The following is a 26082-nucleotide window of genomic DNA, read 5'->3' on the forward strand; positions in this document are numbered from 1 at the left end:
AAACCGAACCATGCCGAGTACCATCCGTCTGCACCGCGTGCTGGCCACCAGCCCTCAGAAGATCTATCGCGCCTTCATCGAGGCCGATGCACTGGCGAAGTGGCTGCCGCCGAACGGCTTTGCCTGCACCGTCCATCACATGGAGCCGAAGGTCGGCGGCACGTTCAAGATGTCGTTTCGCAATTTCACCAACGGTGACAGCCATTCCTTCGGCGGCGAATTCAAGGAGCTGATCCCGGGCGAGCGCGTGCGCTACACCGACAAGTTCGACGATCCGAACCTGCGCGGCGAAATGGAAGTCACGGTGATCCTGAAGAAAGTGTCCGTCGGCACCGAGGTCGACATCACCCAGGCCGGCGTTCCGGATCTCATTCCGCCGGAAGCCTGCTATCTCGGCTGGCAGGAATCGCTGCGCAACCTCGCGAAACTGGTCGAGCCGGAGATCACCAACTGATCTTCCTTCATCGCAAGACGGCGCGCCGAGAGGCGGGCCGTCCTGCCGCGCAGCAAACGCGTAATTGAAAATATCCAAGCTTTAGACATGCTTAATCGCTAATTAACGCTGTCCCCCTACTGTTCACCAAAAGGTCTTTGGCTGCTCTTTGCGTGCGGCGGAGAAGCCTGTGGTCACCGGGGGTTCTTACTGCATGTCTCGCTTTTCCATTCTCGGCCTGGATGCGTCGGCTGTTATCGATGCGCTGAGCCGCTCGCAGGCCATCATCGAGTTCGATCTGAAGGGCAATATCCTGACGGCGAACGAGAATTTCTGCAAAGCGGTCGGCTACCAGCGATCCGAGATCGTCGGCCGCCACCACAGCATGTTCGTGCTGCCCGACGAGGCGAAATCCGAAGAATACCGGGCCTTCTGGGCGAAGCTGGCGCGCGGCGAATACGACCAGTGCCAGTATCGCCGCCGCGCCAAGAGCGGCCAGGAAATCTGGATCGAGGCTTCCTACAATCCGGTCTTCCGCCGCGGCAAGCCCTACAAGGTCGTCAAGATCGCCACCGACATCACCGCGATCAAGCGCAAAAGCGCCGAGGATGCCGGCAAGCTCGCGGCGCTGTCGCGCGTTCAGGCAGTCATCGAGTTCACGCCCGACGGACGCATTCTCGGCGCCAACGAGAATTTCCTTTCGGTGCTCGGATATTCGGCCGACGAGATCGTCGGCAAGCACCACTCGATGTTCTGCGAGCCGGGCTATGCCCAGTCTCAGGAATATCGCGACTTCTGGGCCGACCTGCGCACCGGCAAGTTCTCGAATGGCCAGTTCATGCGGCTCGGCAAGGATAACAAGCGCATCTTCATCCAGGCCTCCTATAACCCGATCCTCGATCACAATGGCGAAGTCTTCAAGGTCGTGAAATTCGCGATCGACGTGACCGATCGCATGCATGCCGTCGAAGAGCTCGGTTCGGCGCTGGAGCGTCTCTCGCAGTGCAATATCCGCATCACCCTCGACGAGCCCTTCGTCGGCGAATTCGAGCGCCTGCGCCGCGACTTCAACAAGTCGATCGGCGAATTCCAGAAGACACTCGTCAACGTTCTCGGCCAGACCGGCGACCTGAGCAAGAGCAGCCAGGAAGTACGCGAAGCCTCGGAGCATCTGGCGGAGCGCTCCCGCGAACAGGCAGCCGCCCTCGACGAGACGACGGCGGCGCTGAGCGAGATCACCGCGACGGTCCGTTCGTCCACTGAAAATACCAAGGAAACGCGCCAGCTCGTCCAGAGCGCCCGCGTCTCGACCGCCGCTTCCACCGAAGTCGTTCAGCAGACCGTCGATGCCATGCAGCGCATCGAGGCGGCGTCGCGCGAAATCAGCCAGATCATCGGCGTCATCGACGAGATCGCCTTCCAGACCAATCTGCTGGCGCTGAATGCCGGCGTCGAGGCCGCGCGTGCCGGTGAAGCTGGCAAGGGCTTTGCGGTCGTGGCGCAGGAAGTGCGCGAGCTCGCCCAGCGTTCGGCCAATGCCGCCAAGGAAATCAAGGTGCTGATCAACAATTCGGGCGCCGAAGTTCTCGAAGGCGTCCGTCTCGTCGGCGAGACCGGCGAGGCGCTGAAGGAAATCGACGTCCTCGTGAAGCGCATCGACGGCAATGTCGACAAGATTGCCAAGGCCGCGGACGAGCAGACGACGGGTCTCGGCGAAATCAGCAAGGCGGTTGGCCGTCTCGATCGGATGACGCAGGAAAATGCGGCGATGAGCGCCCGCACCACGGCGATCTCGAGCACGCTGGCGCTCGGTGCCGACGCGCTGTCGCAGCTCGTCAGCCTGTTCAAGCTGAACCGCCGCGCCGTGCAGCGCGACGACGGTTCGTCGGTCAAGTCCAACTGGAAGCGCACGGCGGCCTGATGCCGCCGCCCCGCCGGGCGGGCTGACTAGCCCTTGGCGGCCATCTCGGCTTCCATTTCCGCAATATCCTGGAAACGGTCGGCGATGCGGGCATGCGGCCTGCCGCCATCGGCGGCGCCGATCGCCACGACGATTTCGTCCGGGCCGGGTGCATCGGCAATCAAGAAATTGGCGGTCAGGAAATGCGAGCGCTTGCCGCTCTCGCTCTTGTGCATCATCGGCAGCGACAGAAGCGCGCCCGGGCCGTTGCGGGTATTGGCGAATTCCAGGTAGTTGGTGCCGCCGATCGCTTCGCGGAACGGATTGCCGAAGCGCAGCGTGTGAATCATCGCCGAGGCGTGCTCGATCTCGCCGTTGATTCCGACCGCTGCCGCCTTGCCGCAAGCCTCGATCTTGCCGGCATCCATCTGGCGCAGCAGTCGCGTCGTCATCTCATGGCTGAGGTCGCCGGCGATGCGGATGATTTCCGGCCGCAGATCCTCGACGAAGCCGCGCCCGGCCCAGGGGTTGTGGATGACGGCCGCGACGACGACCATGGTCACCGGCCGGACTGCCGCCTTGCCGCCTTCGACATGCGTTTCTTCGAGGAAGGTGGAAATCTTTCTGATGCCGAGTGTCATGCCTTGCGCCGATACGAAATGTTGAAACTCCCAAAAGCCTAGCGGCTAAACGGCGAACGTCTTCCTCCGATCGGCGGAAGGGCGTTGCGTCGGCTTCCATCGAAACGGAGTAGATTTCCGCCGAATGCGCGCGCATGATGCGGGCAGCTGGAGGGAGCGAGGCAGTTTGGATCAGAAGTCTCAGATATTAGCGCTCCGCGACGTCGCAAGCCAGATCAACAGCGGCGGCGATCTGCAGACCGTGCTGCAGCATCTGATCGCGGCGGCGTGCCGCCATGCCCATTGGTCGCTCGGCTCGATCATGGGCATCGATGCGGCGCATGGTTATGCCTGTGTCATCGTCCGCTACGATCCGACGCTGATCGAGCGGCAGCTGCCCGAGAAGTGGGAGCTCGCGACCAGTCCGTCGCTGATTGCCCTGCAGCGCAACGAGCCCGTCTATCTCCGCGACGCCCGCGAGTCCGTCGAGTTTCCCGGCTACCGCAAGGAAGCCTTCGAGCGCGATTACCGCACCGTCGTCGTTATGCCGATGAACTGCAAGGACGCCGAGGGCCGGCCGATGGTGCTGAGCGTCATCTCGCGTCAGATCACCGACGTCTCCGAGGACGACCTCGCCTTTCTCGGCGCCATCATCCACATGGGCGCCATCGCCGTCGAGCGCGAACACCGGCTGGAGGCCGAAAAGCGTGCGGCACAGCGGCTCGAGCGGGCGCTGCAGGCGCATACCTCGCTGCTCGAACATGTGCTCAGCGACGGTGCCGTCGCGCCGCTCTCGGCCATGGTCGGCATGATGCTGCCGAACCCGACCGTCGTCGTCGATTTCACCGCCAATCAGGTCATTGCAGGACGCCCGCCGAATGCGCTCTACGATGAGGCCTCCTGGCAGGAGGCGGCAGCGACGACGCTTGCCCGTCCCTTGATGAAGACGGCACGCGAGGCGATCGATCGCGGTGCGACCGATGCCGCCAGCCTGTTTCTCGATGATGGCGCGCAACGTTTCAGAATCTCGGCGCGCATCGAGCCGCTGACGGTCGATAATCAGCTGGTCGGCGCATTGATCATCTTCCCGACCTCGCGCGAATTCAGCGATCTCGATCTCTTGATGCTCGACAGCGCCAAGTTCGCGCTCAGCGTCCAGATGATGCGCAGCTTCATCCGCTTCCGCTTCGAAACGAGAACGCAGACCGAACTATTCTTCGAGATCGTCGAGGCACGCTGGCGCAATGCCGGCGATGTCGCCCAGCGCGCCCAGCGCCTGGGGCTGAATTTCGCCACGCCGCAGCAGATGATCGTCATCGATTTCCCCGACAAGACGAAAGCCTTCGGCGGTGCCTCCGTCGATGTCGAGCATACGCTTGCCCGCATCATGCAGCAGGCCTCGTTGCAGGCAAACCTGATCGCCATCGATGGCGGCGTCGTCTGCCTCGTGCCCCACGACGCGAGCAAGCGGCAGGAGCGCACGGTCAAGCTGACGCGCCGCATCGCCGAAGAACTCGGCCGCTATTTCGACGAGCCGCCTGTTGTCGTCGCGGGCAATCGCTGCGCGGCGCTGTCCGATTATCCGGCGGCCTGGGAACGCTGCAGCCGGATGATCCGCATTGGCCGGTCCTTTGGGCTCACCGGTGCCGTCTCGGCGCAGGATTTCGGGCCGCTGCCGATGCTGGTCGCGGCATCCGAGGCAGGCGACGTGCGCAGCTTCGTGCAGGAAAGCGTTGGCGCCATCGCCGAGCATGACCGCGAGAACGGCACGCCCTATCTCGAGACGCTCTCCACCTACCTGCAGGAAGGCTGCCGCAGTCAGGCCTGCGCCGATACGATGGGCCTGCATGTGACGACGCTGCGCTATCGGTTGTCGCGCATCCAGGAGCTTTTCGGCGTCGATGTCGAGACGCCGGAAAAGCGCTTTGCCGTCGAGCTGGCGATCCGCCTGCACGGCGTCATCGACAATCGGGTCAGCGCTGAAAAGTAACCTCTGACAGCCGGTATCTGTGGTTTTGCAGCGCCTGCCTCTGGCCGTTTTCCCTCTCCTACGGATCACAGCAGAAGTTTTCCGCTCACTCCGTCGAAGCCAAGGAAGAACGGCTGCACCGGCAACGATAGCCTCTCTTCATCAAGCACGAGGAGGCGCTGAGAGATGGTGGAGATAGCGGCAAAGGCGGATGCGCCGATCGACCCGATCGCCCTGCGCCGGGCCTTCGGAACCTTCGTGACGGGCGTCACCGTCATCACCACCCGTGACGAGGATGGCACGCCGCGTGGCATGACAGCGAATTCCTTCACCTCCGTCTCGCTCGACCCGCCTCTGCTGCTGGTCTGCATCGCCAAGTCGGCGTCCAGCTATCAGGCTTTCACTGGCGCCGGTTGCTTCGCGGTCAATATCCTCCATGAAGGACAGGTAGGCGTATCCGCGACCTTTGCCTCCAAGTCGCCGGACAAGTTCCAGTCCGTCACCCACGACCATATCCATACCGGCGCACCTGTCCTGACCGACAGTCTCACCTGGTTCGACTGCACGACCTACAATACCGTCGATGCCGGTGATCATGCGGTTCTGATCGGCGAAGTCCGTGCTTTCGGCACCAGCCCGACGGCGCCGCTCGGCTTCTGCCGCGGCCGCTATGCCAGCGTCAAGGATCCGCTGCCATCAGGCTGGCTCGCCTCGCATGGCATGATCATCGGCTATCTGATCGAAGCCGGCGATGGCCTGCTGTTGCGCTCGGATGGCAAGGGCGGCTGGGTGCTTCCTTCGGCGCGCCGCCGCAAGGCCGACAGCCAGCTGGTGGTCGAAGGCGGCGATGCGCTGAGCCTCGTTCCGGAAGAGACCTTCCTCTATTCCGTCTTCGACGTAGCCGACAGCGATCCCGGCTATCTCGTCTATCGTGCCCGGCTGGCGGGCGAGGGGGCGGGCGTCAACCTGCCTGCCGACCTGCGTTTCTTCGCCATCGACGATCTGCCCTACGAAGCGATCGCCACCCACGAACTGCGCTCCATGCTGCGCCGCTACGTCCGCGAGCGGCAGGCCGGCCGGTTCGGCATCTACATGGATTCGGACGACGGCGGCCGCGTCGCGATGATCGACGGCGAAGCGCGTGCCTGGATCCAAGCCTCCCAAGACCAAGGACAGTGACATGAAGACGACGGTAAGCTCCATCGAAGGGTCGCGACAGGGCCTGTTTATCAATGGCGAATTCGTGGCGCCGAAGAACGGCAACTACATCGCCAGCTACGACCCGACCACCGGCGCGCGCTGGTACGACCTGGCCGAAGCCGATGCCGACGACGTGGCAGCCGCCGTCGCTGCCGCGAATGCTGCCTTCCGCAATCCGGCCTGGCGGCGCATGACGCAGACGGACCGCGGCGCGCTGGTGCGCAAACTCGCGGAACTCGTCCGCGCCAATGCCGATACGCTCGCCGAGATCGAGACGCGCGACAACGGCAAGCTGCTGAAGGAAAGCCGGGCGCAGATGCGCTCGATGCCGGATAGCTATCACTATTTCGCGGGCATGGCCGACAAGCTGCAGGGTGACACCATCCCGATCAACCGGGCCGATACGCTGAACATCAACCTGCGCGAACCGCTCGGCGTCGTCGGTATGATCACGCCCTGGAATTCGCCGCTGATGCTGCTGACCGGCACGCTGGCGCCATGTCTGGCGATCGGCAACACCGTCGTCATCAAGCCGTCGGAGCATGCGACCGCCTCGACGCTGGCGCTGGCCGAACTGATCCATGAAGCCGGCTTCCCGGCGGGTGTCGTCAATGTCGTCACCGGCACCGGCAAGAGTGCCGGCGAGGCGCTGACCCGCCATTCGGGCGTTGCCAAATATGTCTTCACCGGCAGCACCGCGACCGGCCGCCGTATCGCCGGCAATGCCGCGCAGAACCTCGTGCCCTGCTCGATGGAGCTCGGTGGAAAGTCGCCGCATGTGGTCTTCGGCGACGTCGAGATCGAGCATGCCGTCAATGGCGTCGTCTCTGGTGTCTTTGCCGCTGCCGGGCAGACCTGCGTTGCTGGTTCGCGCTGCTTCGTCGAAGCCAGCATCTACGACAAGTTCATCGATGCGCTGATCGCCCGCACCGCCCGCATCCGCGTCGGCCTGCCGACGGTCGATGATACCGATATCGGCCCTCTGGCGCTCGCCGACCAGCTTTCCAAGGTCGAGGGTTATGTTGCCTCGGGCGTCAAGGAAGGCGCCAAGGTCGCGGCCGGTGGCCGCCGTCCGCAGAAGGCAGGTCTTTCGAGCGGCGGCTGGTACTACGAGCCGACCGTCATGGTCGATGCGCAGAACGACATGGGCTTCATGCGCGACGAGATCTTCGGCCCGGTGGTCGGCGTCATGCCGTTCCGCGACGAGGCGGAGATGATCGCGCTCGCCAATGACAGCCATTACGGCCTCGCCTCCGGCATCTGGACCAAGGACATCGATCGGGCGCTTCGCTTCGCCAACCAGATCGAGGCCGGCACCGTCTGGGTCAATACCTATCGCTCGGCCTCCTTCATGTCCGCCAATGGCGGCTTCAAGGAAAGCGGCTACGGCCGGCGCGGCGGCTTCGAGGTGATGCATGAGTTCTCACGGCTGAAGAACGTCATCATCGATTATTCCGGCGCCATGCAGGACCCCTTCGTCATCCGTCTGAAGTGACGGCACGCACAAAATTGAACCCGAAAGGGAGGCTAGCAGATGAAATTCGCAGTATCGCTGACCATGGAACGCTTCTCGCCCGACATCCCGATGTCGACGGTCAAGAACAATCTCCTGCAATTGGCACGGATGGCCGACGAAGGCGGCTTCGAGGCGCTCTGGACTGCCGAGCACCACACGATCGAATGCACGATCTCTCCCAATCCGTTCCAGACGCTGGTCTGGCTGGCACAGCACACTGAGCAGATCCGCCTGGGTACCTCGACGCTGGTGGCGCCGTACTGGACGCCGATCCGTCTCGCCGGCGAATCCGCGCTCTGCGATCATCTGACCAACGGTCGCCTGGAATTCGGCATCGCCCGCGGCTCCTATCAGTATGAGTTCGACCGGATGGCCGGCGGCATGCCGCAGCAGGAAGGCGTCGCCTACATGAAGGAGATCGTCCCGGCGGTGAAGAAGCTCTGGGCCGGCGACTACGCCCATGACGGGCACTACTGGAAATTCCCGACCGCCACGTCGGTGCCGAAGCCACTGCAGCAGCCGCATCCGCCGATCTGGGTCGCGGCCCGCGATCCGGGCTCCTTCGACTGGGCGATCGCCAATGGCGCCAGCATCCTCTCCACGCCGCTTTCGCAGCCGGCAGCCGAGATCCAGGTTCTGGCCGACAAGTTCAACAAGGCGGTTGCCGATCATCCCGAGGTTCCGCGCCCGCGCTTCATGATGCAGCGCCGCACCTGCGTCTACGACAAGGCCGACGGCTGGGAACTGGCCGTCAAGCACAGCATGGATTACGGCCGTGCCTTCGAAAACCTGATGCAGAATATCGGCAATGTCCGCGAAGGTTTCCCGGAAGCGGTGCCCTATGAAGCGGTCAAGGGCAAGGACAACTACAATCCGGACAATATCCGCAAGAACCTGATGTTCGGCACACCCGACGAGGCGATCGAGAAGCTGCTGGTCTATGAAGAAGCCGGTGTCGATCAATACTGTCTCGGCCTGACCTTCAACCTGCCCTTCGAGCTGCAGAAGCGGACGATTGAGCTGTTCGTCAAGGAGATCATGCCCTTCTTCGCCGCACGCGAAAAGGACAAGCAGCGCAAGGCGGCGGCAGGCTGACATGGCAGAGGCACAGCGCCATACCGTCGGAGACGTGACGCTCAACTACCGGATCGACGGTAGCGGCGATCCGCTGGTCTGCATCCACGGCGTCGGCTCTTATCTGGAGGCGTGGTCGGGTGTGGTCGAGCGCCTGAAGGACAGTTTCACCATCCTGACCTTCGACCTGCGCGGCCACGGCCAATCGAGCCGGGTGAAGGGCCGCTACGAGATCGACGATTTCGTCAACGAGGCGCTGGCGCTCGCCGACAAGGCAGGCTTCACGAGTTTCAATCTCGCCGGCTTCTCGCTCGGCGGGCTGATTGCCCAGCGCCTGGCGCTGACCCACCTGGACCGGCTGCGCAAGCTCGTGCTGCTCTCCACGGTGGCCGGGCGCACGCCGGAGGAGCGGACGCGGGTTCTGGAGCGTCTCGCGGCGCTGCGGGCCGGTACGCCGGCCGACCATCACAATGCCTCGCTGTCGCGCTGGCTGAGCGAAGAATTCCAGGCCGCGAACCCCGAGGTCATAGCAAGGCTTCGCCAGCGCGATGCGGAGAACGATCCGGAATGCTATGCGGCGGCCTACCGGGTGCTCGCCGAGACCGACTTCGGTGGCTTCCTCGACCAGATCCGCTGCCCGACGCTCATTGCGACGGGTGAGGACGATGCCGGATCCAATCCGCGCATGGCCCGCTACATGCACGAGCGCATCCCGGGCTCGACGCTGTCGATCCTGCCTGGCCTGCGCCATTCCATTCTCATCGAGGCGCCGGAAACGGTGGCGAACCTGATGCGCGGCTTCCTGGCCGCCAAGGAGACGAACCATGGATGAGGCGCTCAGAAAAAGCGGCGAGGCCGTTCGCCGCAAGGTGCTGGGTGACGACTATGTCGACCGCGCCATCAACGGCGCCGACAGCTTCTCGGCACCGTTCCAGGATGTGCTCAACGAATATTGCTGGGGCACGGCCTGGACCGACGAGGGGCTCGACCTCAAGCAGCGCAGCCTCCTCAACCTCGGCATGCTGGCGGCGCTGAACCGCATGCATGAATTCGGCATCCATTTTCGCGGCGCGATCCGCAATGGCCTGACCGATGACGAACTGAGGGCAGCACTCGTGCAGATCGCGGTTTACTGCGGCATTCCGGCCGGCGTCGAAGCCTTCCGGGTCGCCCGCTCCATTCGCGAAGAGATGCGTCAGAAAGGAGAGCTCTGACTTCCATCGATTCAAGGAAGCGACCGGCCTGCGGCTGCTTCAAATCGCCGGAAGACGAAAAGGTCTCTTCGACATCAAGATTGCATGACGGTACGGGAATGAGCCCGGGCCAAAAACCAAGAATGACAATAAAGGGAACCATCGCATGAACAGACTGACCAAGATTTCCGCAGCGGCAGCATCGCTTGCCGTGGCCTTCGCCGCCCTCCCGGCCAATGCCGGTGCCGTCCTCGATCGCGTCATGGCGGCCAAGGACCTGAAGGTTGCGACCGACGCCAACTGGGCGCCGCAATCCTTCATGAACGAGAAGAACGAACTCGACGGCTTCGACGTCGATGTCGCCAAGGATATCGGCAAGCGTCTCGGCGTGAAGGTCGAGTTCGTGACCCCGGGCTGGGACATCATCACTGCCGGTAACTGGGCGGGCCGCTGGGACATGCATGTCGGCTCGATGACGCCGACCAAGAAGCGCGCCGAGATCTTCGATTTCCCGGCCGTCTACTACTATACCCCGGCAGCCGTTGCCGTTCACAAGGACAGCAAGGCGACGAAGCTTTCCGATCTTGACGGCAAGGTGGTCGGCACGACGGCAACCTCGACCTTCGAAGCCTATGCCAAGGGCGACCTGACGCTCGATGCCGCCGGCGCGCCTCCCTTCAAATACGAGTTCAAGCCGAAGGAAGTGAAGTCCTACGCCAACTCGACCACCGCCTTCGACGACCTGCGTCTCGGTGACGGCACCCGTCTCGATGCCGTCGTCTCCTCGCTGCCGAGCATTCTCGACGCGGTGAAGGCCGGCTACCCGATCAAGCAGATCGGCGACCCGGTCTTCTACGAGCCGCTTGCCGTTGCGATCGAGCATGGCGACAAGGAATTCAACGACAAGATCGCTGAAGCCGTGAAGGGCATGCAGGCCGATGGCACACTGAGCAAGCTCTCCGTGAAGTGGTATGGCGTAGACTATACGGTCGTAAAGTAACCACCGCCAGAAGCGGACGGTCCGGGCAACCGGACCGTCGATTTGCCGCAAGGGACAAGAGATGCTTTATCCCGATACCGTCGAGTCTGAAGTGCTCGTCCATAAGCCGTGGTTCATCGCGACGATGTTTGCGGTCGTGCTGGCTTTCTTCCTGATGTTCAACATGACCGGCACGGCGATGGGCGAATTGATGCGCCCGGTGATCGGCGATCCCTCTGCCAGCGGCCTGTACGGACGTTTCGCGATCGCCTTCGTCATCGCCGTCATGTTCGTGCTCAATGTCGTGCTGATCGGCTTTGCGCCGCTCAGAGTGCAGATCGCCGTCGTCTGGCTGGAACTGTTGCTTCTGTTCCTCGCCTTCTTCGCGACCTTTCATCTGAGCCTGCCGTTCATCGCCGAAAAGCTGCCCTTCATGATTACCCAGGGCCTGGTGACGACGATCTATGTCTCGGCAATCTCGATCGTCATCGCCTCGGCTATCGCCATTCTCGGCGCCGTCGCCAAGCTCTCGACGAATGGCTTCGCCTATGCGATCGCCAGCTTCTACACGTCGTTCTTCCGCGGCCTGCCGCTCCTCATGCAGGTCTATCTGATCTATCTCGGCCTGCCGCAGCTCGGCTTCGTCATCGATGCGGTTCCGGCCGGTATTCTCGCCCTGTCGCTCTGCTACGGCGCCTACATGACGGAGATCTTCCGCTCGGGCATCCAGAGCATCGACCGCGGCCAGTGGGAAGCCTCGCGCTCGATTGGCTTCGGCTTCGGCATCACCATGCGCAAGATCATCCTGCCGCAGGCGCTGCCGGTCATCATTCCGCCGACCGGAAACCAGTTCATTTCCATGCTGAAAGACAGCTCGCTGGTCTCGGTCATCGGCGTCTGGGAGCTGATGTTCCTTGCCCGCACGCTCGGCCAGAAGACCTTTCAGCACATGGAAATGCTGATCTCGGCCGCCATGCTCTACTGGATCATGTCGATCTGCCTGGAGCTCATCCAATCCCGCATCGAGCGTCATTACGCCAGGAGCAAAGTCCGATGAACGGCGACAAGATCATCGAAGCGAAGAACGTTTCCAAGTGGTACGGCGCCTTCCAGGTGCTGAAGGATATCAACCTGACGGTCAGCAAGGGCGAGCGCATCGTCGTTTGCGGTCCTTCGGGCTCCGGCAAGTCGACGCTGATCCGCTGCTTCAACCGGCTGGAAGCGCATCAGGAAGGCGAGATTTCGGTCAACGGCATCACGCTGCACAACAGGATGCGCAATGTCGGCGAGGTCCGCAAGAATGTCGGCATGGTGTTCCAGCACTTCAATCTCTTCCCGCACATGACGGTGCTGATGAACTGCATGGTCGGGCCGATGTGGATCAAGGGCGTGCCGGAGGCGGAAGCCAAGAAGACGGCGCTGAAATTTTTAGAGCGCGTGCGTATTCCCGAACAGGCCAACAAATATCCGATCCAGCTTTCGGGCGGTCAGCAGCAGCGCGTCGCCATCGCCCGCTCGCTCTGCATGCAGCCGGCCGTGATGCTCTTCGACGAGCCGACCTCGGCGCTCGACCCGGAAATGGTTTCTGAAGTGCTGGAGACGATGACCGGGCTTGCCAAGGACGGCATGACGATGGTCTGCGTGACGCACGAAATGGGCTTCGCCCGCGCCGTCGCCGACCGGGTGATCTTCATGAATTCAGGCCAGATCGTCGAGGAAGGCAAGCCGAACGACTTCTTCACCAATCCGCAGCACGAGCGGACCAAGCTGTTCCTCAGCCAGATCCTCAAGCACTGAGCGGCTTCCACCGCTCAGGCCCTGGCGAAACGCAGGCACATCGGCGTGCCGATGCGGATGCTCTTGCCGCTATCAACAAGTGCTCCGGTTTCCGGATCGCGGGCAAAGATGCTGACGACGTCGCCGTCTTGATTGGCGCAAAGCAGATGGCTGCCCTGCGGGGCGATCGCGAGATTGCGCGGCGTCCGGCCACCGCAGGGGACCTGACCCATTGGCGAGAGCCTGCCGGTCTCGGCATCGACCGCGAAGACAGCGATGCTGTCATGGCCGCGATTGGCGCCGTAGAGAAACCGTCCGTCAGACGAAATCTGCAGGTCGGAGGCGTGGTTTGCGGCAGCGGCCTGTTCGGGAACGGTCGGATAGACGGCGATCTCTTCGAGTGACTTGCCGCCTGCGCCGATCCGGTAGCTTGCCACCGTCGAGTCGAGTTCGTTGATGACGAAGACGAAGCGCCCGGACGGATGCAGCGCGACATGGCGCGGTCCGGCGCCTGGTCTTGTCGCGGTCACGCTGATCTTTTCGAGTTGCCCGTTTTCCAGGCTGTAGACCGTCAGCCTGTCGGTGCCGAGATCGGCGACCAGCAGCAGATTGGGCGCAATCTCGGTGACGCTGTGCGGATGGCTGCGTTCCTGGCGGGCGGCATTGGGGCCGGTGCCGGATTGCGCGGCGCTGATGCGGCCGGGCGCCAGCGAGCCGTCTGCCCGGCGATCGAAGGCGACCAGTGCCTGATCCGGGCCACCCGCACCCATCGCGTAATTGACGACGAAGAGATGCCGTCCATCCCGGGAAATCGCGTTATGCGCCGTCGTTGCGCCAAGCGAAGGCTGCATGTTGAGGTGGTCGAGGCGTCCGGTCTTCCTGTCGAAGGACAGGGCAGTGACCAGACCCTCGTACCAGCCCTCGATCTCGGAATTGGCATAGACGAGGCTGCCGTCCGGCGTCGGCGAGAGGAAGGTCGGATTGACGATCTGTGGGGCGGAAGCCAGCCGCTCGGCCGTCAGGGTCTCGTCATCGAAGAGGTGGACCGAGAGACCGTCGCCGTTGGCGCCTTCGAAATAGGAGGTCGGCTGGTTGAGCGTGCCGATGAAGAGCAGATGTTTCATGGCGGGTCGCCTTACAGGATCAGGATGGCTCTGAAATCGTTGACATTGGTCCCGGTCGGGCCTGTTTCGAACAGGTCGCCGATCGCCTGGAAGCCGCTATAGCTGTCATTGCCGTCGAGCACGCGGCGCGGATCGAGAGCGGCGGCGCGCAGGCGCTTGACGGTGCCGCCGTCGGCAAAGGCGCCGGCATTGTTCTCCGAGCCGTCGATGCCGTCGGTATCGGCAGCGAGCAGGTGGATGTCGTGGCCGTCGAGCGCAAGGGCGGCGGCGAGCGCGAATTCGCCGTTGCGGCCACCCTTGCCGCCCTTGGCGCGAAGCGTCACCGTCGTCTCGCCGCCGGAGAGGATGACGACCGGCTTCGTGAAGGGGCGATTGCGGCCGAGCACTTCCCTGGCGATCGCCGCATGCACAAGCGCCACGTCGCGGGATTCCCCTTCGATCGCATCGGACAGGATCGCTGCTTCGATGCCGCTTGCGCGGGCAAGCGCGGCGGCCGCTTCCAGCGAGACGCCGGCCGAGGCGATGATGTGATGGCTATTGCGGGCAAAGGCCGGATCATCGGGCAGGGGAGCATCGGCCCTCTTCGAATTCAGGTGATCGAGCGCCGCCTGCGGCAGCTTCAGTCCGTACTGCGCGATAATCTCCAGTGCCTCATGCCGGGTCGAGCGATCGGGTACGGTCGGGCCGGACGCGACATGGGCCGGGTTGTCGCCCGGAATGTCCGAAACGATGAGGCTGACGACACGAGCCTTCGTCGCGGCGGCGAGACGGCCGCCCTTGATCGTCGAGAGATGCTTGCGCACGACATTCATCGCCGAGATCGGCGCGCCGGATGCCAGCAGCATCTCGTTCAGCGCAATCTCGTCATCGAGCGTCAGTCCCTCCGGCGGCGATGGCAGCAGTGCCGAACCGCCGCCGCAGACCAGCGCGATGACGAGGTCATCGGCCGTCAGGTCCCGGACCGTTTCGAGCAGCCGCTTCGATGCGGCAAGACCGGCGGCATCCGGCACCGGATGGGATGCCTCGATGATCTCGACATGCTCGGTCTCGCAGCCATAGCCGTAGCGGGTAACGACGACACCTTCAAGCGGGCCGTCCCAGAGGCTCTCCAATGCCCGCGCCATCTGCGCCGCGCCTTTGCCCGCGCCGATCACCACCGTTTTACCCTTTGGCTTTTCCGGCAAATGTGCCTTGATCCCCGTCAGCGGGTCGGCGGCCTTGACGGCGGCGTGGAAAAGCGAGGTGAGGAATTCACGCGGCGAGGAGATGGAATGGGTCATGGAATGATCTGCGCTTGATGTCGTTACTATGCGTAATCGTGCTGCGGCTGCCGCTGCAAGACGCCTTTGAGAATATCGGCCGCTTTCTCGGCAATCATGATCGTCGCGGCATTGGTATTCGACGAGATCAGCCGCGGCATGACGGAACTGTCGCAGACCCGGAGCCGATCGATGCCGCGCACCTTGAGATCCGGATCGACGACGGCATCTTCGCCACCGCCCATGCGGCATGTGCCGACGGGGTGATAGGCCGAGCGGCCGTACTGCCGGGCGAACTGCCGGTATTCCTCTTGCGTGCGGATATTGCCGTCAGGCAGATGCAGCCGTCTGACGAAGGGCCGGAAGGCCGGCTGGGAGAGGATTTCCTGGCAGATCTTGATGCCGTCGACGGCGCGTTCCAGATCGTAGGGCTCCGCAAAGGCATTGGGGTCGATTGCCGGGGGAACGGATGGATCCTTCGAGCGCAGAGTTACTGTCCCACGCGAGCGCGGCCGGACGTGATAGGAATTCAGCGTGCAGCCATTGCCGCCGGGCACGCCGCCGATCCCTTCCTCGACACCAGCCCCCGGCAGGAAGTGGAACTGCAGGTCCGGGGTCTTCTCAGCCTTGTCGCCCCACCAGAAACCGCCGCCCTCAACGATGTTCGAGGCCACCGGCCCCTTGCCGAACAGGGCGTATTCGATGCCGGCCGCGACCTGCCAGTGACGCTTCTTGTAGCGGTCGATGCCGTGCGAGCCGCTGAGTTCGGCGAGAACATCGACATCCATGTGGTCCTGCAGGTTCTTGCCGACCTGCGGCAGATCCCTAACGACATCGATATCGAGCGCCCGCAACTCGTCGGCAGGGCCGAGGCCCGAGAGCATCAGCATTTTCGGCGAACCGATGGCGCCCGATGTCAGGATGACTTCGCGTTCGGCCCTCAACAGCACCGGCCGGCCGTTCTCGATGATCTCGATGCCGACGGCGCAGCCGTTCTCAATGACGATCCTGTTGACGGCGGTATCGGTGCGCACCGTCAGGTTCTTGCGATGCACAGCGGGCTTCAGATAGCCGACGGCGGTGCTGCTGCGGCGTCCATTCTTCGTGGTCGTCTGATAGAAACCGGCGCCTGCCTGCGATCCGGCATTGAAATCGGGATTGAAGGGAAGACCGGCTTCCTGTGCGGCGCGCACGAAGACGCGCGTCAGCGGATGCGGGTTCTGCGAGCTGACGCCGAGCGGTCCTTCGGTGCCGTGGTGAGCGCCGCCGAATGTGTCATTGCCTTCGGACTTGCGGAAATAGGGGCGCACATCCTCGTAGCCCCAGCCGGCGCATCCTTCGAGGTCGCGCCAGCCGTCGTAATCCTCGGGGCAGCCGCGGGTGAAGACCTGTGCGTTGATCGAGCTGCCACCGCCGAGCACGCGAGCTTGCGGATAGACCATCTTGCGCCCGGCGATCTCGCGCCCGGCCACCGTCTCATAGCCCCAGATCAGCGGGCCGGCCGTCATCTTGAAGAAGCCTACGGGGAGATGGATATACATATTGCTGTCGCGCGGGCCGGCTTCCAGCAGGGTCACGGAAACATCAGGGTCCTCGCTCAGGCGCGCAGCAAGCACGCATCCCGCCGAGCCGCCCCCGACGATGATGTAATCGGGCATTCTCTCCTCCGTAAATCCGCTCGATACCGATCGCTCCTCGTTGTCCCGGCATCAATTCGCGATCACAATCTCAAGTCTCTTGCCCCTCGTCAAGAGAAAGGGTACGGTTATCGTCTTGAAGGGTTGTCGTACAAATGCTATGACGACGTCGCTTCAGATGGAGGTGCCGGGGAAAGAAGGACGGCATCGCCATCTTCGTCATTCAACGGGAGGTTTTCGAATGATCGATAAGATAAATTCGCATTTCGGCAGCATGAACCGCAGATCGTTTCTGGCAACAGTCGCGGCGGGCGCAACCGTCGCAGCGCTACCGAAACAGCTTTTCGCCGCAGACAAGCCGACGCTTGTCACGTCCATCCGCTCGCTCTCAAATCCTTATCATGCCGTCTGGAAGACCGGTGCCGAGGCCTTCGCCTCCGCCATCGGCCTCGACCACGTCACGCTTGTCTCCGAAGGCAACAGTGAAAAGGGCATTGCCGACATCAAGGCCATGCTCGCCAAGACCGGCGGCAACATGGTGCTGAATTCCGACCCGAATGACACGCCGGATGCGCGCCCGATCGTCGAGGCCTGCGCCAAGGCCGGCGCCTACGTCGTGACCCAGTGGAACAAGCCGGCGGACCTGCATCCGAAGGACTTCAATCCGAACTACGTCTCGCATATCGAGTTCGACGGTATCTCGAGCGGCAAGCAGATCGCCGAAATCCTCTTCAAGTCGATCGGCGGCTCCGGCGGTATCATCGCGCTCGGCGGCCAGATTTCCAATACGGCGGCGATCGAACGCAAGAAGGGCCTGGAAGACGCGCTGGCGGCCAACACCAACATCAAGCTCCTGGATTTCCAGGTGGCGAACTGGAAGTCTTCGGAAGCCTATGACCTGACGAGCAACCTGCTGACCCGCTTCGGCGACGACGTGAAGGGCATCTGGGCCGCCAATGACGACATGGGCACCGGTGCGCTCGAGGCGCTGCGCGCCGAAAACCTCGCGGGCAAGGTCCCGGTCGTCGGCGTCGACGGCATCAAGGCTGCGGTCGATGCGGTGCGCAAGGGCGAGTTCGCCTGCACAGTGACGTCCGGTCCGTTCTGGCAGGGCGGCATGGGCCTGGCGATCGGTCTCGCCGCGCTCCAGAAGAAGTTCGACCCGGCCAAGGAGCCGGCCGACCATCGCGAATTCTACGGCAAGGCCGTGCTGATCGCGAAGGAGAACGTTGAGGAATATTACAAGACCAACATCGACTCCCATCCGACGCTCGACTGGAACGATCTCTGGGGCCGCGTCACGGGTGCGATCCGCACCTAACCCGAGCTCGTGTCTCCTCCCGCAGCCAGCGGCTCCTCCGCGGCTGCCTCCTCGCTGGCGGGCGCTTCGGCGCCTGCCAGCAACTCCGGATGACGCAGCGAGGTGCAGTCTGTTGACCATCAATGCCGAAAACATCAAGACTATGACCAAAAGCGAACAGGCAGGTGACATGCCGACTGTTGGAAGCCGCCTGTTCGGCGGGCTCGATCGCAAGCGCTTGCGCGCCTATGCCCCGGCATTGGTGCTGATCGCACTCTGCATTCTGATCACCATCGCCAATCCGAATTTCATCGAACCGCGCAATCTCGTGCGCATCGCCAATTCCGCCGCGGTGCCGCTGACGCTTGCCATGGGTCTTACCTTCATCATCCTGCTCGGCAGCATCGACCTTTCGGTCGAGGGATCGCTGTCGGTGGCCGCAATGGTCACCGTGCTGCTGGCCACCAATGATGCGAATGCCAATGCCTATGGCTGGCTCGCCGTGATCGCCGCCATCGCTGCCAGCACGCTGATGGGCTTCACGACCGGCATCATCCAGACGTTTCTGAGGATCCCCTCCTTCATGGCGACGCTCGGCGTCTGGTTCATCGGGCTCGGGATCTCCGTCTATATGCTCGGCGGTTCGGCTGTGCGCCTGATGGATCCGTCGATCCGCGATCTGGCGCTGGCGCGCTTTCTCGGATTGCCGGTGGCAGTCTGGGTGGCGCTTGCCGCCTTCCTGATCGCCTGCACCGTTCAGTATTATACCCGGCTTGGACGCCACATCATGGCGATCGGCGGCGGTGAGGATGTGGCCGAGCTTTCGGGCATCAATCTGCGCCGCGTCCGCATCATGGCCTTCGGGCTCGCCGGCTTCTTCTTCGGCGTTGCCGGCGTGCTGGCCGCCGCCCAGCTTGGCCGTTCGGATGCGGTCATCGCCGACGGCCGCCTGTTTGCCGCCGTGACCGCCGTCGTCGTTGGCGGAACGGCGCTTACCGGTGGCGAAGGTGGGGTCATCAATACGCTGGTCGGCGTGCTGATCGTCACCGTGCTCAGCAACGGCATGATCCTGCTCGGCGTCTCCCCCTATGTGCAGCAGACCGTCCAGGGCCTGATGATCATTGCCGCCGTCGCGCTGTCGCTCGACCGCCTGCGCCTCCAGATCGTGAAGTGACCGCCATGTTGTCAGCCAACGAAATCAGCAAATCCTTCGCCGGCGTTCACGCATTGAAGAACGTCTCGCTCGAAATCCGCCCGAACGAGGTCGTTGGCCTCATCGGCGAAAATGGTGCCGGCAAATCGACGCTGATGCGGATCCTCGCCGGAACGCACCAGCCCGATGGCGGCACGCTCATGCTCGACGGGCAGCCGTTGAAGTTGCGCAATGCGCGTGATGGCGCGGCCCACGGCATCGGCATGGTGTTTCAGGAACAATCCCTGCTCCTGAACCTCTCGGTCGCCGAAAACATCTATCTCGGCCAGGAAGACCAGTTCGTCCGCTTCGGCATCATGGACTGGAAGGCAATGCGCGCCGCCGCCCGCCGCCAGCTCGAAAAGATCGGCGTCGATATCGATGTCACGGCGCGGACCTCGGAACTGACCTTCGCGGCACGTCAGATGGTCGAGCTCGCCAAGGCGTTGACGCTGGAAGAGACTGTCTCGCGCCCGCTCGTCATCCTGCTCGATGAGCCGACCTCGGTCTTGAGCGGTAGCGATATCGACGTGCTCTTCAAGCGGGTGCGCTCGCTGAAGTCGCGGGCAAGCTTCGTCTTCGTGTCGCACCGGCTCGATGAAGTCCTGCGCATCTCGGACCGCGTCTACACGATGAAGGACGGCCAGGTGGTGGCCGAGCATCGGGCGGCCGATGTTACCGGTCCTGAACTCCACGAGATCATGGTCGGCCGCGGGCTGCAGGCAACCTATTACAAGGAAGACAAGCAGCTGCCGCCGAAAAGCGAGATCGTCGTCGATGCCAGCAGGCTGTCGATCGACGGCGCTTTCCACGATGTCGACCTGCAGATCCGCTCCGGCGAGATCGTCGGCATTGCCGGTGTCGTCGGCTCCGGCCGCGAAGAGGTGACGCGGGCGATTGGCGGCTTCCTGACGCATACGGCCGGTACGCTCAAGATCAATGGCGAGCCGGTGCATTTCCGTTCGCCCGAACAGGCGGTGCGCAAGAGCATCGGCTATATCCCCCGCGAACGGCGCGTCGAGGGGCTGGTGATGTTCCTGTCGATCGCCGAAAATATCAGCCTTGCCGATCTCTCCTCCGTCATGCGCGGCGGCGCAATCGATTACCGGCGTGAACGCAAGCTCGCCGCCGACTGGATCAAGCGCCTTCGTATCAAGGCGCCTGGGCCGGATATCGCCTGCCGTAAACTCTCGGGCGGTAACCAGCAGAAGGTAGTGCTGGCACGCTGGATGACGGCGGGCTCGCGGATCCTGATCCTCGATCATCCGACCCGCGGCCTCGATGTCGGTGCCAAGGAAGAGGTCTACGAGCTCGTCCGGCAGCTCTCCTCGGAAGGCGTCGCGATCCTTTTGATATCGGACACGCTGGAAGAAACGATCGGCCTGTCGCATCGCGTGCTGGTGATGCGCGACGGGGCTGTCACCGCCCATTTCGATGCGGCTCCGGGCGCCAAGCCGGATCAGGTCGATCTCGTTGCGGCAATGGTGTGAGGAGGCAATCATGTTCAAGGACATCAAATCCCTTCTCACTGCAGGCTGGATGCAGGGCGCCATTCCGCCGGCGTTGCTGGTCGTGCTGGTGCTGGTCATCGAGATTGCCGCACCCGGCTTCCTCACCGGCGATACGCTGATCCTGCTGCTGTCTAACACCGCCGTCCTCTTCATTCTCGCGGCGGGCGTTACCTTTGTCATCCTGATCGGCGGTATCGACCTGTCGATCCAGTCGGTGGCATCGCTCTCGAGCGTCATCCTGGCGCAGCTCTTGCCGCAGATCGGTATGCTCGCCTTCCCGGTCGCGATCCTGTCGGGCCTCATCTTCGGCGTGCTCAGCGGCTACGTCCATGTTCGGCTGAAGGTGCCATCCTTCGTTGCTACCTTGGCGACTGGTGGCGTCGTTGCCGGTATCGCGCTCTGGGCCGCGGCCGGACGGGCGATCACCATCGAAGAGGGTGGCCGTGAAAACACGGCCTGGATCAACGGCAATTTTGCCGGTCTGCCGACTGTTATCTGGATTGCCGCGATCATCGGCGTGCTAGCCTTCGTTGGCCTGCGCTATACCCGCTTTGGCCGCCACAGTCTGGCGATCGGTGCCGGTGAGCCTGCGGCGATTGCGGCCGGCATCAATGTCGAGCGCACCAAGATCGTCGCTTTTGCGATCTCGGGCATGCTAGCGGCGATTGCCGGCTGCATCCTTGCCGCCCGTCTTTCCAGCGGCTCGCCGAATCTGGCCAACCAGCTGCTCCTGCCCGCGATCGCTGCCGTCATCGTCGGCGGTACCGCCATCACCGGCGGCCTCGGCGGTGTGGCGCGAACGGCGGTCGGCGCGCTGATCATCTCGATCGTGCGCATCGGCATGACCTTCATCGGCATCAATATCTTCGCCGAAAACGTCGTCTTCGGTTCGGTGCTGATCCTCGCCGTCGCCATCACCATCGACCGCAGCAAGATTGCGATCATCAAATGAGGATGGCACTCAACAAAAAAAGCCGCGCCCAGGGGCGCGGCTCTCAGAAAGCGGGCCGATCGTTACATCGTGTCGAGGCCGATCAGCTCGATCTTGTAGCCATCCGGATCTTCGATGAAGGCGATATGGGTCGTGCCGTGCATCATCGGGCCCGGCGGGCGCGGGATCTTGGCGCCCTGCTTTTCGAGCGCGGCGCAGACAGCGTAGATGTCGTTGACACCGAGCGCCAGGTGGCCGAAGCCGGTGCCGAGTTCGTAGGGCTCTTCGCGGCCCCAGTTGTAGGTCAGTTCGATGACGGTGTCGGTCTCCTCCGGACCGTAGCCGACAAAGGCGTTGGTGAACTTTCCGCCCGGATAATCATCCTTGCGCAGAAGCGTCATCCCGAGCAGTTCCGTGTAGAACTTGATCGACCTGTCGAGGTCGAACACGCGGATCATGGTGTGCATATTTCGAAATTGGCCGGACGCTGCGGTCATAATACGGATCCTCCTGCAAGTTATCGATTTTACACTGGTTTTTAGCGAATGGCGAGCAGCGGAAAGTAACCCTGCACTTGATGTTCGAAACCAGTGTTGTATGATAACCATGTAAGTGACCCAATTGTCCAGATGTTTTCCCGCTGAACCGGAGCAACCGCATGAATGCCCATTCGCCCCTGCAGGAAAGAGCGCTCGCCGCCCTCGCTGCCGCCATGCCGGCAGACCTGTTGCTGACGGATGGCGAGGCGCTCGAGCGCTATAGCCGTGACTGGTCCGGCGAGCATTACGGCCGCCCGCTGGCGGTCGCGAGGCCCCGCTCGGCCGAAGAGCTCAGCCAGCTGATGGCCTTCTGTCACCAAGAGAAAATCCACGTTGTTCCCCAAGGCGGATTGACCGGTCTCGTCGGCGCGGCGGTGGCGAGCTATCCGGGTGGTGAAGTGGTCGTCTCGCTGGAGCGGATGAACAAGGTGCGCTCCGTCAATCCGATCGATTATGCCATGGTCGTCGAAGCTGGCTGCATTCTTGAAGATGCTAAGCGCCATGCGGAAGCCAAGGACTGTATCCTGCCGATCACCTTCGGCGCGCAGGGGACCTGCCGCATCGGCGGCAATGTCTCGACCAATGCCGGTGGCTTCAATGTGCTGCGTTACGGCATGACCCGCGATCTGGTGCTCGGCCTCGAGGTCGTGCTTGCCGATGGCCGCATCTGGAATGGCCTCAGGACGCTGCGCAAGGACAATCGTGGTTATGACCTGAAGCAGCTTTTCATCGGCAGCGAAGGCACGCTTGGGATCGTCACGGCCGTAGCGCTAAAAGTCTTTCCGAAGCCGGAACAGGTCGAGACCGCGCTGGTCGGCCTCTCCTCGGTCGATGACGCGATGCAGCTCTATGCCCGGGCGCGCCGCCAGTGCAGCGACCTCCTGACGGCCTTCGAGCTGATCCTGCGCGGCGGCCTGGAGATCGCCATCAACTCCCGGGACGACCTGCCCGATCCGTTGAGCGAGCCCTATCCCGTCTATGTGCTGATCGAGGCGTCGGCCGCCGGGCGCGTCGATCTCCGCGCACTGCTCGAAGGTTTCCTTGCCGATGCATCCGATCTCGTCCTCGACGGCGTCATCGCAAGCAGCAAGGCACAAGGCGACCGCCTCTGGCTGCTGCGCGAAATGATGGTGGAGGCGCAAGGGCGCGGCGGACGATATCTCAGGACGGATGTGTCCGTTTCCATTTCGAGCCTCGCGGCCTTCGTGACCGACACGCTGGAAGCGCTTTCTGACAAGTATCCGGAAGCGATCGCCGTGACCTACGGCCATGTCGGCGACGGCAATATTCATCTGAACATCGTGCCGCCCGTCGGCATGCCTGCCGATCAGTACGATGCTCTCTTTCACGCGACGGAAGAGGTGATCTTCGACGTGACGGACAAGCATGGCGGCTCGATCAGTGCCGAGCACGGCATCGGCCGGGTCAAGCAGAGCGCCTTCCTGAAACGCGCCGACCCCTTGACGCTGGAGCTTTCGCGCCGGATCAAGGATGCCTTCGACCCGAAGCATCTGTTGAGCGAGGGGCGTGTATTGGCAAGTGCAGCAGGCAGTGCAGAGGGGTAGGAAATGACGTTGAAACTCGACAAGGTCAATCGGGGGCCGCATCTGTCGACGCTGGTCGCGAGCTCGATCTCGCGCGAGATCGCCCAAGGGCGTCTGCGGCCGGGCGATCAGCTTCCGACCGAACAGCAGCTTGCCCAGACATTCGGCGTCAGCCGCAACGTGGTGCGTGAGGCCATCGCGCGCTTGCGCTCCGAGGGGCGCATCTGGTCGCAGCAGGGCCGCGGCGCCTTCGTCGCCGATCAGCCGAACGCCACCGTGCTGACTATCGATTACGAGGCGCTGCAGCAGGCAAACGCCTTCCAGTCGCTCTTCGAGCTTCGCGGCATCCTCGAAGTCGAGGCAGCAGCGCTTGCCGCCAAGCGGCGGACAGCCGACGATCTCGGCGCCATGAAGGAGGCGCTGGTGACGATGCGCGATGCGCCCTATGGCAGCGTCATGTGGCTGAAGACCGATCTCGAATTCCACAAGACCGTCGCTGCGGCGACCGGCAATGTCTACATGGTGCAGTTCCTGATGTTCGTTTCCGAGCGGGTGCGCGAATCCATTCTCGCATCGGGCAACCAGCAGCGCTCGGAAGACCTTGCGGCCGTCACGCTCGGCGAACACCAGCGTATCCTCGATGCGATCGAGGCCGGCGATGGCGACGAAGCCCGCGATGCGATGCGCGACCATCTCCATGGCGCCGCAAGCCGCGTCGGTCTTGCCGGAGAACAATCCGAGTAATCTGTTGAGGATCAGACATGACTGGAAGACTTGAGGGAAAGACGGCCGTCGTCACGGCGGCCGGGCAGGGGATGGGGCGTGCCACGGTGCTGGCCTTCCTGCGGGAGGGCGCCCGCGTCTGGGCGACCGATATCGACGCTGCCAAGCTTGAAACGCTGAACGAACATGCCGGTGTGACGACGCGCAAGCTCGATGTGCTGAACCCCGCGGAGATCACCGCCTTTGCCGGTGAGATCGGTGCCCCCGATATCCTCTTCAACTGCGCCGGCTTCGTGCATCACGGCTCGATCCTCGATTGCGACGAGGACGCCTTCGATTTTTCCGTCAACCTGAACATCCGCGCCATGTACCGGATGATCCGGGCCTTCCTGCCGGGCATGATCGACCGTGGCGGCGGCTCCATCGTCAACATGGCCTCGGTCGCCTCGACCGTCATCGCCGCGCCGAACCGCTTCATCTACGGCACCACCAAGGCTGCCGTCATCGGCCTGACGAAATCCGTAGCGCTCGATTATGTCGGCAAGGGCATCCGCGCCAACGCCATCTGCCCGGGCACGGTCGAAAGCCCGTCGCTGCAGGATCGTATGCGTGCGCTCGGTGACTACGACCAGGCGCGAGCCGGCTTCATCGCCCGCCAGCCGATGGGACGGCTTGGAACGGCGGAAGAAGTCGCCGATCTCGTCGTCTACTTAGCCAGCAATGAATCGGCCTTCATGACCGGCAATGCCCTCGTCATCGATGGCGGCTGGGCGAACGCCTGAAGACAAACCCCTTGAACGGATAATCGATATGAAGCTTCTGAGATACGGCCAGCGCGGCGCCGAAAAGCCCGGCATCCTCGACAGGAACGGCAAGGTGAGGGACCTGAGCGGTCAGATCGATGACATCGCCGGCGCCAATCTGACGGCTGCGGGCCTCGCGAAGATCGCTGCCATCGACATCGAAAGCCTGCCCGTCGTCGCCGAGCCAGGCCGCCTTGGTCCCTGCGTTTCTCGCACCGGCAAGTTCATCTGCGTTGGCCTGAACTATGCCGACCATGCTGCAGAGACGGGAGCGGCCATTCCCGAAGAGCCGATCCTGTTCATGAAGGCGACGAGCGCCATCACCGGCCCCAACGACAATGTGATCATTCCCCGCAAGTCGAAGAAGACCGACTGGGAAGTCGAGCTCGGCATCGTCATCGGCGATGAAGCCCGCTACGTCTCGGAAGCCGATGCGATGAAGCATGTCGCCGGCTATTGCCTGATCAACGACGTCTCGGAGCGCGAGTTCCAGGCGGAGCGCGGTGGCCAGTGGACCAAGGGCAAGTCGGCCGACAGTTTCGGCCCGATCGGCCCCTGGATGGTGACGCGCGACGAAGTCGCCGATCCGCAGGACCTGAAGATGTGGCTCTCCGTCGATGGCGTGATGCGCCAGAACGGCTCGACGAAGACGATGATCTTCGGCGTGTCCTTCCTCGTCCACTATATCTCGCAATTCATGAGCCTGCAGCCCGGCGACATCATCTCGACCGGCACGCCTCCAGGCGTCGGCCTCGGCATGAAGCCGCCGGTCTTCCTGACGGCGGGCCAGACGATCAAGCTCGGCATCGAGGGTCTCGGCGAGCAAACGCAGCTGACTGTTGACGCTGCCTGACGATAA

General features: G+C 63.0%; 24 protein-coding genes. 19 read left to right on the forward strand and 5 right to left on the reverse strand.

Translation table 11 applies throughout. The features are described 5' to 3' along the window. The first annotated feature begins 10 nt into the window (after positions 1-10). Both ABIE40_RS21515 and ABIE40_RS21520 read left to right on the forward strand, forming a co-directional pair. Positions 11-454 (forward strand): SRPBCC family protein, encoded by a 444-nt coding sequence (locus ABIE40_RS21515; RefSeq protein ID WP_199625678.1) that lies wholly within the window; start codon positions 11-13, stop codon positions 452-454. A gap of 193 nt (positions 455-647) precedes the next feature. Further along, on the forward strand, positions 648-2354 hold the full coding sequence (locus ABIE40_RS21520; protein WP_199625679.1) for a methyl-accepting chemotaxis protein: 1707 nt from the start codon (positions 648-650) through the stop codon (positions 2352-2354). Between the two features lie 26 nt (positions 2355-2380). On the opposite strand, the gene ABIE40_RS21525 is transcribed toward ABIE40_RS21520, so the two are convergent. Beyond that, positions 2381-2974 (reverse strand): amino acid synthesis family protein, encoded by a 594-nt coding sequence (locus ABIE40_RS21525; RefSeq protein ID WP_199625680.1) that lies wholly within the window; start codon positions 2972-2974, stop codon positions 2381-2383. Between the two features lie 166 nt (positions 2975-3140). Between ABIE40_RS21525 and ABIE40_RS21530 the strand changes: the two genes are divergently transcribed. The 9 genes from ABIE40_RS21530 to ABIE40_RS21570 all read left to right on the forward strand — a co-directional run bounded on the left by ABIE40_RS21530 (position 3141) and on the right by ABIE40_RS21570 (position 12681). Then, entirely contained in the window at positions 3141-4943 is a 1803-nt protein-coding gene (locus ABIE40_RS21530) for a helix-turn-helix domain-containing protein (protein ID WP_199625681.1), read from the forward strand. Positions 4944-5108: 165 nt separating this feature from the next. Then, entirely contained in the window at positions 5109-6101 is a 993-nt protein-coding gene (locus ABIE40_RS21535) for a flavin reductase (protein ID WP_199625682.1), read from the forward strand. A 1-nt stretch (position 6102) separates the two neighbouring features. Beyond that, on the forward strand, positions 6103-7617 hold the full coding sequence (locus ABIE40_RS21540) for an aldehyde dehydrogenase (RefSeq protein WP_199625683.1): 1515 nt from the start codon (positions 6103-6105) through the stop codon (positions 7615-7617). Between the two features lie 39 nt (positions 7618-7656). Beyond that, a complete protein-coding gene (locus ABIE40_RS21545; protein WP_130280507.1) occupies positions 7657-8733 on the forward strand; it encodes an LLM class flavin-dependent oxidoreductase in 1077 nt (358 codons plus the stop codon). Position 8734: 1 nt separating this feature from the next. Then, entirely contained in the window at positions 8735-9544 is an 810-nt protein-coding gene (locus ABIE40_RS21550) for an alpha/beta fold hydrolase (protein WP_199625684.1), read from the forward strand. After that, positions 9537-9926 carry a carboxymuconolactone decarboxylase family protein gene (locus tag ABIE40_RS21555; RefSeq protein ID WP_199625685.1) on the forward strand — a complete coding sequence of 130 codons (390 nt, stop codon included), beginning with the start codon at positions 9537-9539 and terminating at the stop codon, positions 9924-9926. Before ABIE40_RS21550 ends, ABIE40_RS21555 begins: the two co-directional genes overlap by 8 nt. Before the next feature lie 145 nt (positions 9927-10071). Continuing rightward, complete coding sequence (locus ABIE40_RS21560; protein WP_130280511.1) at positions 10072-10905, forward strand: transporter substrate-binding domain-containing protein; 834 nt, start codon at positions 10072-10074, stop codon at positions 10903-10905. 61 nt (positions 10906-10966) lie between these two features. Continuing rightward, positions 10967-11941 (forward strand): amino acid ABC transporter permease, encoded by a 975-nt coding sequence (locus tag ABIE40_RS21565; RefSeq protein WP_199625686.1) that lies wholly within the window; start codon positions 10967-10969, stop codon positions 11939-11941. Then, positions 11938-12681 carry an amino acid ABC transporter ATP-binding protein gene (locus ABIE40_RS21570; protein WP_112714777.1) on the forward strand — a complete coding sequence of 248 codons (744 nt, stop codon included), beginning with the start codon at positions 11938-11940 and terminating at the stop codon, positions 12679-12681. The genes ABIE40_RS21565 and ABIE40_RS21570 overlap by 4 nt, the downstream gene beginning before the upstream one ends. A 14-nt stretch (positions 12682-12695) precedes the next feature. On the opposite strand, the gene ABIE40_RS21575 is transcribed toward ABIE40_RS21570, so the two are convergent. From ABIE40_RS21575 to ABIE40_RS21585, 3 genes are read right to left on the reverse strand one after another with little or no spacing between them, the layout of a single operon-like run. Next, positions 12696-13784, reverse strand: coding sequence for a lactonase family protein (locus tag ABIE40_RS21575; protein WP_199625687.1), 1089 nt, complete (start codon positions 13782-13784; stop codon positions 12696-12698). 11 nt (positions 13785-13795) lie between these two features. Then, positions 13796-15064 carry a glycerate kinase type-2 family protein gene (locus ABIE40_RS21580; RefSeq protein ID WP_199625688.1) on the reverse strand — a complete coding sequence of 423 codons (1269 nt, stop codon included), beginning with the start codon at positions 15062-15064 and terminating at the stop codon, positions 13796-13798. Positions 15065-15090: 26 nt separating this feature from the next. Next, complete coding sequence (locus ABIE40_RS21585) at positions 15091-16701, reverse strand: GMC family oxidoreductase (protein WP_199625689.1); 1611 nt, start codon at positions 16699-16701, stop codon at positions 15091-15093. 220 nt (positions 16702-16921) lie between these two features. Between ABIE40_RS21585 and ABIE40_RS21590 the strand changes: the two genes are divergently transcribed. From ABIE40_RS21590 to ABIE40_RS21605, 4 genes are all read left to right on the forward strand, one after another. After that, positions 16922-18001 (forward strand): sugar ABC transporter substrate-binding protein, encoded by a 1080-nt coding sequence (locus tag ABIE40_RS21590; protein WP_199625690.1) that lies wholly within the window; start codon positions 16922-16924, stop codon positions 17999-18001. Between the two features lie 112 nt (positions 18002-18113). After that, positions 18114-19154 (forward strand): ABC transporter permease, encoded by a 1041-nt coding sequence (locus tag ABIE40_RS21595; protein ID WP_354541106.1) that lies wholly within the window; start codon positions 18114-18116, stop codon positions 19152-19154. Positions 19155-19159: 5 nt separating this feature from the next. Beyond that, positions 19160-20662 (forward strand): sugar ABC transporter ATP-binding protein, encoded by a 1503-nt coding sequence (locus ABIE40_RS21600; RefSeq protein WP_199625691.1) that lies wholly within the window; start codon positions 19160-19162, stop codon positions 20660-20662. 10 nt (positions 20663-20672) lie between these two features. Continuing rightward, positions 20673-21635 (forward strand): ABC transporter permease, encoded by a 963-nt coding sequence (locus ABIE40_RS21605; protein WP_112714789.1) that lies wholly within the window; start codon positions 20673-20675, stop codon positions 21633-21635. 62 nt (positions 21636-21697) lie between these two features. Here ABIE40_RS21605 and gloA read toward each other — a convergent pair whose 3' ends face one another. Further along, a complete protein-coding gene (gloA, locus tag ABIE40_RS21610) occupies positions 21698-22111 on the reverse strand; it encodes a lactoylglutathione lyase (protein WP_112714791.1) in 414 nt (137 codons plus the stop codon). Positions 22112-22272: 161 nt separating this feature from the next. On the opposite strand from gloA, the gene ABIE40_RS21615 reads away from it, so the two are divergent. Genes ABIE40_RS21615 through ABIE40_RS21630 form a run of 4 tightly spaced genes read left to right on the forward strand, consistent with a single transcriptional unit; the run spans position 22273 to position 26076 of the window. Continuing rightward, positions 22273-23718 (forward strand): FAD-binding oxidoreductase, encoded by a 1446-nt coding sequence (locus ABIE40_RS21615; RefSeq protein ID WP_199625692.1) that lies wholly within the window; start codon positions 22273-22275, stop codon positions 23716-23718. A gap of 3 nt (positions 23719-23721) precedes the next feature. Further along, positions 23722-24441: a FadR/GntR family transcriptional regulator gene (locus ABIE40_RS21620; protein ID WP_199625693.1), complete on the forward strand. Its 720-nt coding sequence runs from the start codon at positions 23722-23724 to the stop codon at positions 24439-24441. Positions 24442-24458: 17 nt separating this feature from the next. Continuing rightward, on the forward strand, positions 24459-25202 hold the full coding sequence (locus tag ABIE40_RS21625; protein ID WP_199625694.1) for an SDR family oxidoreductase: 744 nt from the start codon (positions 24459-24461) through the stop codon (positions 25200-25202). A gap of 28 nt (positions 25203-25230) precedes the next feature. Next, a complete protein-coding gene (locus ABIE40_RS21630; protein WP_199625695.1) occupies positions 25231-26076 on the forward strand; it encodes a fumarylacetoacetate hydrolase family protein in 846 nt (281 codons plus the stop codon). Positions 26077-26082: the final 6 nt, after the last annotated feature.

This window comes from Rhizobium sp. OAE497 (genome assembly GCF_040546565.1).
Classification (GTDB): Bacteria; Pseudomonadota; Alphaproteobacteria; order Rhizobiales; family Rhizobiaceae; genus Rhizobium.